The organism is Streptomyces sp. NBC_00078 (assembly GCF_026343335.1).
Taxonomy (GTDB): Bacteria; Actinomycetota; Actinomycetes; order Streptomycetales; family Streptomycetaceae; genus Streptomyces.
The window spans coordinates 7039656-7051268 of record NZ_JAPELX010000001.1; the positions used below are offsets into that span (position 1 = coordinate 7039656).

At 68.5% G+C, this 11613-nt stretch carries 6 protein-coding genes; 5 read left to right on the top strand and 1 reads right to left on the bottom strand.

Features of this window, described 5'->3' with window-relative positions; translation table 11 throughout:
• Positions 1 to 63 precede the first annotated feature (63 nt).
• Positions 64 to 3267 carry a non-ribosomal peptide synthetase gene (locus OOK07_RS32980; protein WP_266800077.1) on the bottom strand — a complete coding sequence of 1068 codons (3204 nt, stop codon included), beginning with the start codon at positions 3265 to 3267 and terminating at the stop codon, positions 64 to 66.
• 755 nt (positions 3268 to 4022) lie between these two features.
• Between OOK07_RS32980 and OOK07_RS32985 the strand changes: the two genes are divergently transcribed.
• The 5 genes from OOK07_RS32985 (at position 4023) to OOK07_RS33005 (ending at position 11586) form a co-directional block, all read left to right on the top strand.
• Complete coding sequence (locus OOK07_RS32985; RefSeq protein WP_266685454.1) at positions 4023 to 4685, top strand: LmbU family transcriptional regulator; 663 nt, start codon at positions 4023 to 4025, stop codon at positions 4683 to 4685.
• A 337-nt stretch (positions 4686 to 5022) separates the two neighbouring features.
• Positions 5023 to 5730 carry a thioesterase II family protein gene (locus OOK07_RS32990; protein WP_266685455.1) on the top strand — a complete coding sequence of 236 codons (708 nt, stop codon included), beginning with the start codon at positions 5023 to 5025 and terminating at the stop codon, positions 5728 to 5730.
• The gene (locus tag OOK07_RS32995) at positions 5727 to 6575 is read left to right on the top strand and encodes a mycofactocin-coupled SDR family oxidoreductase (protein WP_266685456.1); all 849 of its coding nucleotides are present in this window, start codon (positions 5727 to 5729) and stop codon (positions 6573 to 6575) included. The genes OOK07_RS32990 and OOK07_RS32995 overlap by 4 nt, the downstream gene beginning before the upstream one ends.
• 59 nt (positions 6576 to 6634) lie before the next feature.
• On the top strand, positions 6635 to 9529 hold the full coding sequence (locus OOK07_RS33000; protein WP_266800079.1) for a non-ribosomal peptide synthetase: 2895 nt from the start codon (positions 6635 to 6637) through the stop codon (positions 9527 to 9529).
• 491 nt (positions 9530 to 10020) lie between these two features.
• Complete coding sequence (locus OOK07_RS33005) at positions 10021 to 11586, top strand: S53 family peptidase (RefSeq protein WP_266685458.1); 1566 nt, start codon at positions 10021 to 10023, stop codon at positions 11584 to 11586.
• Positions 11587 to 11613 lie beyond the last annotated feature (27 nt).

Genomic DNA, 11613 nt, shown 5'->3' on the forward strand with positions numbered 1-11613 from the left:
CAGACGCAGTTGGAGCAAACCGCCCAGACCGAACGCCCTCTGAGTACGAACACGTCGCCACCGTCATGCGTCCGCTCTCCTGCCCAGCACGGGCCGGGGCGCGCTGACCTCGGCACTGAGCTGAGCGGCGAGCTCCCCGAGCGACCGCATTTCGAAGAACGCCCGCAGCCGCAGCTCACAGCCCATGACGGCGCGCACCCGACCGATGACGATCATGGCGAGCAGGGAATCTCCGCCGAGATCGAAGAAGTTGTCGTCAACGCCCGTCTGCGGAACGCCGATCACCTCGGCCACGATCTGGCACAGCTGCCGTTCACGGGGGTCGGCGGACGCCGAGACGCTTCGGACGGTGTCCGGCACAGTGCTCGACGGCGCGCCGCCCGACAGTGTCCTGCGGTCCGACTTCCCGTCGGGCGTGGTCGGAAGAGCGGCGAGAACCTGCACCCGGTCGGGCAACAGTGCGGAGGGGAGCCTGCCGCCCAGGAACTCCCGCACGGTGGCGGGCGTCAGCGCGTCCCCGCCTTCGTCGCCGGGCACGACGTACGCCACCAGTTCGGCCATGCGGGTGCCGGCCTGGGTCGCCACGACCGCGGCGTGGGCGATGGCGGGATGCCCGAGCAGCACGCCCTCCACCTCCGCCGGCTCCATGCGCAGGCCGCGGATCTTGACCTGGTCGTCGAGGCGCCCCCACAGCTCCAACTGCCCGTCGGGACGCAGCCGGCCCTTGTCGCCGGTGCGGTACATGCGCTGTCCGGGGACAGGGCTGAAGGGGTCGGCCACGAATCGCTCGCTGGTGTGCGCCGGCTGTCCCGCATACCCCTGGGCCACGCCGAGTCCACCGATGCAGATCTCACCGACGAACAGGGGCGGCAGCAACTGCAACTGGTCGTCGACGACGTAGATCCGGGACGTGCCGGCCGCGCGCCCGGCCACCGGCTTCGGGTGTTCACGAATTTCCGCCCTGGCCGACTCGACGGTGCACTCGTTGAGGCCGTAGGCGTGGAACGCGAGCAGCCCGGGTTGGTCGTGCAGGCGCTGCCACAGCCGGTCGGACGGGCGCTCGCCACCGATCACCACGATCTTCGGCGGGTGCGGGAGCGTCAGGAGGCCGTCCTCGACCAGCATTTCCAGCCGGTCGCTTGCACAGTCGAGTACATCGATCGCCGTTTCGGGATCCGATCCACGGGCGAGGAGCTGATACGGGTCCGTTCGCTCCTCTTCGTCGATCAGCAGCAGCCGGTGCCCGAAGGCGATCATGCCGAGACAGTGGTTGACGAACACGCCGGAGGTCAGGGAACTCAGCGCACCGACATTCACCTGACGGCCTGCGGGCAACCGTGCGTACACCGGCGCCAGTTGGGTGGTGGCGAGCGCGAGAAGGCTCGCCTGATCGATGACCACACCCCTCGGCTGTCCTGTGGAACCCGGCGTGAAGACCACGTAGGCCGGAGCGGCGGCCGGGCGACGCGCGAAGCCGCCGTCGGCCGGATCGTCTCCGGAGGTCTTCTCCGCCTCCGCCAGGAGGGCGGCCGTCGAAACGGTCTCCACGTCGGCGAACGCCTCGTCCGCGATGACGAGAGCGATGCCGGCCTCCTTGAGGAGCAGGCGGCGGCGGAACTCGGGCTGTCGCGGATCCAGCAGCAGGAAGGCGCCGCCCGCGCACCAGGCGGCGAGCATCGCGACGATCAGATCGGCGCGCCTGTCCAGGCAGATCCCCACCACGGTGCCGGTTCGTACGCCGCGAGCCTCAAGGCCCGCGGCCATCTTCCGCGCCCGGCCGGCCAGTTCGGCGAAGGTGAGCCGCGCGCCGTCCGCGACGACTGCCTCCCGTTCGGGCACCGTGGCCGCGGTCAGTTCGAAGAGGTCCCACGCGGACGTGGGTTCCGAGGGAGTACGGCCGCCCTCCGGTTCACCGCTCGCGCCGAGCGCCAGCGTTTGCGTCAGTGCGGCCTGGTCGAGCAGCGGGATGCTGCCGAGCGCGACATCGGGTTGCCGGCTGAGCGAGCCCAGCAGGTCGCCGTAGGCCTGGGCGAACCGCCGCATGGCCGCCTCGGAGAACCGCTGGCGGTTGAATTCGACGTTGAGCGAGACTTCGCCTGCCACGAGCTGTATGTCCAGCGACAGGTCGAACTGAAGCCCCGACAATTCCGTAGGGTCCGGCAGGAGTGTCACCTGGAGACCTTCGAGTGCCCATACGTCGCTCAGGTCGGTGTGGCCATAGGTGATGGCAGCCTGGAACAGGGGGTTGCGGTCGGCGTCACGCTCGGGAGCCAGTGCGCCCACCACCACCTCGAACGGAACGTCCTGGTAGTCGAGTGCATCGTGAACCGTTTCGCTCACGAGACCGAGAAGCTGATCGAAGGTCAGTGCCGAATCCACCCGGCAGCGCAGTGCCACCGTATTGGAGAAGAATCCGATCGTTCCGAAAAGTTCTGGGCCCGGCCGGCCGAGCGTCTGCGTTCCGACCGATATGTCACTCGTTCCCGCCCAACGCTGCAGCAGAACGAAGTATACGGACAGCAGGCCGGCGAACGGGGTCACCGAGCGAGCCCGGCAGAACTCTTCGAACTCTGCCACCACGTTCTGCGGGACGGCGATCGGCAACCTCGATCCGATCATTCCGCCCGGGCTCTCATCTCCGTCCTCGGGCATCGACGCCGGCTGAATACCTGCCAGCTGGCCACGCCAGTAGTCCAGGCCGGCCTCATCCACCTTGGAGGCGTTCTCCGCCAGGCAGAAGTCGGCGTACTGCGCGGCCGGCACCGCGAAGGCGGGTGCGTGCGGGTCGGCGTAGGCGAGACGGAGTTCCTCGGCGAACACCTTCCCGGAAACTTCGTCCGTGATGATGTGGTGGAACACGAAGGCCACCAGGTGGAGGCTCGACGATATCCGTATCACCGACGTTCGCCAGAGCGGGCCCGACGAAATGTCGAACGGGAGGTCGACGACCCTCCTGACCTCGGCGTCTGCCCAGGCTCGGCGCTCGTCCTGCGAGTCGCCCTCGGCCTCCACGAGGTCGATCAGGACCGGCTGCGTGGCGCCGCCGTCCTCGTCGTGCACCTTTTGGAAGACTTCGCCGCCGCGCTCCAGGAATGTGGTTCGAAATGCCTCGTGCCTGCCGCGCAGCACCTGAAGCGCGCGCTCCAGCCTGTCGATGGAGAGATCTCCATCGACGGTGAGAACCGGCCTCCACACGTCAGACGAGTTGTTCGGTCGCATCACCGAGGAGAAGTACATCCTGCGCTGCGGTGATGAGGCGGGAACCATACGCGAATGACGCTTGCCCGCGAGACTGTCACCCTCAAGATCCGGCATATTCAGCCCATGTGTGTGACGTATTCGGGGCACGGAAGCCCTCCCCCTATCGATCGGCCGTTCCTTTGGGAACACCTTATTCTCGGGCTCGATGTTTTCAGGCTCGCTCAACGCAATCGTTCGAGCGTATGCCAGACGGCCTCACCCGCTCCGTATTTAAGCCCGTCGCCGCGAGAAGGAACGTGGACCCAAACATGACGCCTCTTCGGGGCCATATCCAGCCCTGGCGGGGGTAGTTCGCTCCGCTCACGTGTCTCGCCGGCGAGACACCGCCAGGCCGCAGACGCACGCTCGCACCGATCGGCCGGGAACATGACGAATTGTCCGATGGGCGACACGGGCCGGCGTGGAAATGGGTGACGCAAATGGGGCAGCCGGCGCCGGAGCGATTTTGCTTGAAGAAAACCTCTTATCGGTGAACGGCTCCTGGACCCGCGTGGGCTCTCGCGCTCGTGTCGATCCCGGGCGAGTAGCGATATGCGAGTGCGAGTGGCAGTCGCCCTGTCCCCGTGCCGTAGCGGGCGGCCCGCGTATCGCGCACAATTACGCCCTGGATGACGCCCAACTGTTACGGTTGGCCAATACATGCGAAAGCATCAACCAACGGGGGATCGTTGCGCACTGCTATCCTAACAAAGAGGACAAACGAGACAACTGCGCAGAATGTTGCAACGGCAAGCACTGCGGGACAGCTGCTGAGTAAGGGCGTGCAGTTCCACAAGTCCGGCTTGTCGTTCACATCCAGGCAGAGCCTCAATACGTGGGAGCAAGTCGGGACCGGACTGCTATCTTTCGCGGACTCTTCTACCTGGTGGGTCGCCGACTGGCTGGTTTACGGTGAATCCGAGTTCCAGGACCGTTACCACGAAGCCGTCAAGCGGACGTCGCTCAGCTATCAGACGCTTCGTAACTACACGTGGGTCGCGCGCAAGTTCCCGATGACTCGCAGGCGGCAGAATCTGAGCTTCAGTCATCACCTTGAAGTGGTGGCGCTCGATCAGCCGGAACAGGACTACTGGCTGAGGAAAGCGGAAGCGATGGGCTGGAGCAGGAACAAGCTGCGCGGGGAGGTTCGCAGCAGCCTCCGCGTGCGGCAGGGCGAGGTGACCGAGTCCGAGAGCCGCGCTGAGCTGGACAAAGCCGGTCCCGCCGAGGCCAGTTCGGCTTCGGAGCGGGTCGAACCCGGCGCGGCCGGATCCGGCTCGGGTCCGGACCGGGGCGATGCCGGCCCCTCGCCCGAAGCGGGCCTGCTGCACATTGAACTCCCGGCCGAAATCCTGGCCCAGATCCAGACCGCCGCCAGGAAGGAAGGCGCGCCGGTCGAGACCTGGGCGATGGAGATACTGCGGCGGGCTGCCGGCGGGTCCTGAGGCGAGGGTGCCGTCGCACGTCGGGAGACCTCCCGGGTGCCTTCCCGACGTTCGGTGGCCGCCGGTACCGTCCTGAAAGCGAGCCACGGCGAATGGTGTCACTCGCCGTTGGCCAGGCCCAGGTGAACGCCTTCGGTGTCCTCGAATGGATTCGTCGCAAAATATCCTGAAGAACAAACCTGACGACCGGTGCGGAGTGCGCTTGTCCCACCGGCGGGAGAAGGTTTTCACCGGCAGCGCAAACGAGGAATCCTCATTCGTCTGGGCGTGTTTAACCGGTGTCCATGATGATGAAGGCGCTGTTGGGTGAATGGCATTCCAAGTATGAGGATGATAAATGACCTTGTCACTGTTGTGCGTACCCTTCGCCGGGAGCGGCGCCGGCTTCTACCGGGCCTGGCCGAACGGCGGTGAGCAGGGTCTTCGGATCGTCCCGTTGCAGATGCCGGGCCGGGAGGAGCGTTTCCTTCAGGACCCGTACAAGGACGCCGAGGAGGCGGCCAAGGACCTTGCCGGTGCCGCGCTCCGCCTGGTCGGCGGGGCGGAACGAGTGGCGCTCTTCGGGCACAGTCTCGGCGCCGTTCTCGCCTACGAGACGGCTCGTGAACTCCAGGCGCAGGGCTTCACCGCGCTGGAGCACCTCTTCGTGAGCGGGTCCCCCGGTCCCCGGAGCGGTCGCGCCGGGCGGACCGCGGAACTCGACGACGACACCTTCGTGGAACGGGTCGCGGAACTCGCCGGGTACCGGCATGCGGCACTCGACGACCCCGAACTGAGGGAGGCGCTGCTTCCGTTGCTACGGGCGGACGTAGCCCTGCACGAGGACTACCAACCCGTTTCGGACGAGCCGCTGACGCTGCCCGTCACCGCCCTGCGGGGGACGGACGACGCCCTGGTGAGCCGGGAGCAGTGCGCGACCTGGGAGATGGCGACGACCGGGCCGTTCGAGCTGAAGGAACTCTCGGGCGGACACATGTATCTGACCGACAGGGAACAGGAACTGCTCGCTGTCATCGACGCAGCGGCGCGAGGCGCCCGCACATGACGCGCGACAGGAAAAGTGCCGCAGGTGCGGCCCTGGAGGGCCGGACCGTGGTGATCACCGGCTCGGGCCGTGGCCTGGGACGCGCCTGTGCGCTGCGGTTCGCGGAAGAGGGAGCCGACCTCGTTCTGCTCGACGTGGGCGAGGACATCGACGGCGTCCCCTACCCCCTGTCGACGAGCGGTCAGCTCACGCACACCGCCAAGCTCTGCGAGGAGCGCGGCGCGGCGGTGCTGGCGGAGTCCGTCGACGTACGCGGCAGTGTCACCCCGGCCGTCGAGAAGGCGCTCGACCGCTTCGGCCGTATCGATGTCCTCGTCAACAACGCGGGCATCGCCGCCCCTTCGGGAAAGGCCGTCCACGAGATCACCGAGGACGAGTGGCGTCTGATGATCGACGTCGACCTCTCCGGCGCGTGGCGCATGATCAAGGCCGTGGCGCCGACGATGATCGCTCAGCGGCGAGGCAGCGTCATCAACGTCTCATCCACCGCGGGTCTGGTCGGCTACCGGCACTTCGCGGGGTATGTCGCCGCCAAGCACGGGCTGATAGGGCTGACCAAGGCCGCGGCTCTCGACTACGGGCCGCACCAGGTCCGGGTCAACGCCCTCTGCCCCGGCTCCGTCGCGGACGACCCGGTGGTCGACGGCCGGATGCTGTCCGAGATCGCTCGTTCCCTGGACGTGGCCGTGGAAGACCACGAGAGGGTTTTCGTCCAGGCGCAGCCGATGAACTCGCTCATCGCTCCCTCCGACATCGCAGGCGCCGCCCTCTGGCTCGCCGGTGACGATTCCCGTCAGGTGACCGGCAGCGTACTGACGGTCGACGGCGGCTTCACCGCGCGCTGAGCCGCGTCGGCCGACCGTGTTCCCCGCACCCTTCTTGGCGCACCGACAGGAGTTCTCCGATGGCGACAGCCCACTGGTCCGTGCCGCCGCAGTGCCACGAGCAGGCCGCCATGTGCCACAGCCTGACGGTCAGGTGCCCGCAGCCACCCAGCAGCAGTGAGCTGCGGGGACGGTTGGAACAGGTCGGCGAACTCGCCGAAGGCGTGCTGTGGGAACGGCGCACCCGGGAGCGCTCGACGGCACCGGCGGCGCAGCAGTACGCGGAACAGGAAGCCCGCCGGCCACTGCGCGCCACCTCCGGTCCGCGGCTGCGCATCACGCTCGTGCGGCATACGGACCTCGTCGCCGATCTGGTGCTGGTCGCCGCCCGTGACGCCCTGTCCCGGGCGGCACTGAGCGACTTGGCCGGGTTCCTCACCGGCGGTTCCCTGCCCCGGGCAGGCCGGCATGGCACCGCGCGTGAAACGAGCGGGACGGGGACCGCCCCACTCGCGGGGCCGGAGTGGGGCCTCGGCGACCTCGCGCGCCGCGGTCTCGTCGGCGCGGCCCGATTCTCTGTGACGGTCCGCGAAAACCCGGTGGACCAGAAGCTGTTGACTGCCGCGACCGCCATCGTCCTGGCCCGGTACGACGCCGAGGCGACACCGCAGATCGCCCTGCTCGATCCCGACGCGGCAGGACCGGACGCGTTGTCCACGTATGTTTTCAAGTACGACGAGACCATGTCCGTCGCCGGTTTCCTCGCTGGTGGCCCCGAGACACCGGAGCCGGCCGGTGAACCGGCGACAGAACCCGGGAGTGCCCTCGCGATCCCTGTGGGCATGGTCTTCGGCGAGTGGGACGACGCGCGGCAGTACTACCCCTGCCTCGCGCCCGCCTTCCCCCTCACGCTCCAGGCCGAGCAGCGCCCGGACCGGTCCTGGAGCGGCACCTGCTGGTACGAGGAGGGTGCGATCGATCCGCGGATCGCGCGCGCCTTCGCCGAGCAAGTGGCCCATGTCGCGCAGTGGTTGGCGGATCTGGGCGAGTCCGGGGAAGAACTGCCGCTGTCGGCCGTCCCCCTGATGCCGGCCGAACGCGCCGCGGACATCGTGCGTCGGGGAGCGACTCCCCCGGTCGCGACCCCCACGGCCGGTTCGACTGTCCACGGGCGCTTCGAGGACCTGGTACGCCGCCATCCGGACGCGGTCGGCGTCACGGACGGCACCCGCACTCTGACCTATCGCCAGCTCGATCAGCAGGCCGAAATCATGGCCGAGGGGCTGCGCTCCTCGGGGGCGGTGCCGGGGAGCATGGTCGGCGTGTGCCTGGAGCGCGACGCGACCCTGGTCGTCACCTTGCTCGCGATACTCAAGTCCGGCTGCGCCTACGTACCCATGGACGTCAAGTACCCGCACGAGCGCCTGCGTTACACGGTCGGCAGCGCCGGGGTACGCGTCGTCGTCGCCGCAACGGACGTGTTCCCGGTCGTCGAGGGCGTTGCGTCCGTGCCCCCCGAGGAACTGCTCCGGCTCGGCGAGCGGAGCGTCTCCCACGGCCGGACCACACCCTGCGACGAGAACGACCCCGCCTACATCATCTACACCTCCGGATCGACGGGGCGGCCCAAGGGCGTCGTCGTCCCGCACCGCAACGTGCTGGCCCTGGTCGACGGCACGGCCGAGGACTTCGGGCTCGGCGCGGACGACGTCTGGACGATGTTCCACTCCAGCGCGTTCGACTTCTCCGTCTGGGAGATCTGGGGCTGTCTGCTGACCGGCGGGCAACTCGTGGTGGTGCCCTTCTGGATCACGCGGGACACGGGGGAGTTCCACGCACTGCTCGCCGAACGACGCGTCACCGTGCTCAACCAGACGCCCTCCGCCTTTCTGCCTCTCGTCGCACAGGACCGGGAATCGCGCGCCGAGCTCGCGGTGCGCCTGGTGATCTTCGGCGGTGAGCCGCTGGACGCCCGTGAGCTGCTGCCCTGGTTCGCCCGCCACCCGCAGGCGGAGTGCCGTCTGGTCAACATGTTCGGGATCACGGAGACCACCGTGCACGTGACGGCGCAGACCGTGACGCCTCAGGCGGCTCTGCAGGGGAGCCGGTCGGTGGGCCCGGCCCTCCCCGGCTGGTCGGTGTCCGTACGTGGACCGCGAGGAGAGGTTCTGCCGGTGGGAGCGGCGGGCGAGATCTGGGTCGGCGGTGCTGGAGTCGCCCGTCACTACCAGGGGCAGCCGGAGCTCACGGCGCGACGTTTCGTCATCGACCCGGTGACCGGCGAGCGGATCTACCGCAGTGGCGACAAGGGCCGCATGAGGCCCGACGGGTCCCTGGAACACCTGGGCAGGATCGACAGCCAGGTGAAGATCCGCGGGTACCGGATCGAGCCGGACGAGATCCGCAACGTCCTGCTCGGAGCACCGTCGGTCTCCGGGGCGACCGTCGTCGTCCACCACGACGAGAGTGGCGATCGAGCAGTCGACCGGCTGGATGCCTACGTAGTGCTCAAGGGGGACACGACAGTGGCCATGGTTGCGGAGCATGCCAGGCGGCTCCTGCCCGACTACATGGTCCCGGCAACGGTCACAGAACTCGATGCCATCCCTTTGACGATCAACGGGAAGGTCGATGTCGCACAGCTCCCCGCACCGACTGCCCCTCGGCCGGCCGTGGCGGAGTCCCCGGATCCCGTCGAGACCGGGTCCGCCGACCGGCTGGAGCGCGACATGCTGGACATCTGGAGCCGGCACCTGGGTACGCAGGTGGGCCCTGAGGACAACTTCTTCGTGCTGGGCGGCAACTCGCTCCTGGTCGTCCGCGTACTGGCCGAGGTCAAGGAACTCGGTGCACCGAAGATCGCCGTGCGGGACTTCTACCGGAACTCCTTCGCACGACAGTTCATCCAGCTGGTCAGGGAGCGGATCACTCTCGCTTCCGACGCCCCGGCTGCCACTGGTGGCGCGCGGAGCTGACCTCGTCGCAGGGACGGGACCGGCGCTCACTTGACGACGTGCCGTGTGCGGCCTGTCTTGCCTGGTCCGCCCCGCGTGCCGGGTGCGACGGATCGGCTCGGATGGTGCGCGGCAGCGGGGTACGACTCGTCGCGACAGCCTTGGCGATCACCTCACCGGCCGACAACTCGGCGGGAGTTGTGCTGACGGTCGCCGGTCCACCGCCGGTCCTGCGGACCCTGCCGTACGACCCGTTCCAGCGTCTCGGCGAACACTCCGTCATCGGCGCTCTCGAAGCCGCGAGTCGAGGCGACCGCCGCGAAGCGCCGCTCCGGCCCGACGGCGCTGCCGCGAGTCGAGACGGCAGGCGCCGTGCTGGCTGCTGCCGTCCGGGTAGCGGGTGAGCAGCTTCTTTGTGCCGTAGGCGATAGCGCGGTCGCTGTACTGGTCATGGCTACGCTTGGTAATGACACAGGATGCGAACGGCCCGCGTCGGTGGAACGCTCGAAGTCATGGACAACACGCGACTGGTTCCCCTCCCAGGCAGTGAGCGCAGCGCCCACGCGGATGCGCGCTCGACCGGAGCAGTGAGCGATTCGGAACGCATCGAGGTCACGCTGGTCCTGCGCCGTCGCACCGAGATCCCAGATGAGCTGGTCGAAGGACCAGAGACGATCACGCGCGAGGAACTGGCGGCCCGTTACGGCGCCGACCCGGCCGACATCGACATGGTGAAGCGGTCAGCGGAGCAGCACGGGCTGACGGTGACGCAAGCGGATCCGGCCTCACGTCGGGTCAAGATCTCCGGAACGCTCGGTCAGCTGCGGTCCGTGGTGCAGGCCGACTCACTGACCATGGTCACCACCCCCGACCCGGCGGGCGAAGAACGCATGGTGGAGCACCGGCAGCGGACCGGCGACCTGCGCATCCTGCCCGAGTGGGACGGCGTGGTGATCGGCGTGACGGGCTTGGACAACCGACCGCAGGCCCGCCCGCACATCCAGCGCATGAAGGCCCATGCCGTCCACTCGTCGTACTCGCCCGTCGACCTCGGCAAGATCTACCGCTTCCCCCAGGGCACGGACGGCAGCGGTCACACCATCGGCGTCATCGAACTCGGCGGCGGGATCCCGGAGGGCGACCTGGACGCGTACTTCGCCGAGCTGGGCATCCCCACGCCGCGCGTGGACGTCGTCGAGGTGGGCATCGGCAGTAACGCCCCGGGCGACCCGGCCGACGGGGAAGTGATGCTCGACATCGAGGTGATCGGCGCGTTGGCGCCCGGTGCGCGCCAAGTCGTGTACTTCGCGGAGAACAGCGCGCAGGGCTTCGCCGACGCCATCAGCACCGCGGTGTTCGCCGATCCCACGCCCACCGCAGTGAGCATCAGTTGGGGCCAGCGCGAGGACCTGTGGACCGCCCAGGGCCGCGCGATCCTCGACGCCGCACTGGCCGACGCCGGTGCCATGGGCGTCACCGTCTGCGTGGCTTCCGGTGACAACGGCAGCAGCGACGGCGACCCGACGGGCAAGGCGCACACCGACTTCCCCGCTTCCAGCCCCCGCGCCCTCGCCTGCGGCGGTACGCACCTGGAAGCCGACCCGGCCACCAGCACCGTCAGCTCCGAGAGCGTGTGGAACAACGGCAACGGGTCCGCCTCCGGCGGCGGCGTCAGCCTAAAGTTCAACCAGCCCGGCTGGCAGGCGAACGTCGGCGTACCCAACGGCAACGGCCAGGACCCCCGACGCGGCGTGCCCGATGTGGCCGCTGACGCCGACCCGAAGACCGGATACCGGGTGCTCATCCACGGCCGGGACGAGATCATCGGCGGCACCAGCGCTGTGGCCCCGCTCTGGGCCGCGTTGACCGTCCGTCTCTCCGAGGCGCTCGGCCACCCGCTCGGCATGCTCCAGCCCGTGCTGTACGACGGTGCGGCACCGGGGGTGAGCCCGGCCGGCTTCCGTGACATCACCCTGGGCGACATCGGCGACTTCGCGGCCACGCCCGGCTGGGACGCCTGCACAGGACTCGGTGTCCCGGACGGGCAGGCACTGCTGGCCCGCCTCGCCTCGGTCTGACAACCGCACACCCGTGCCGTCCACCAG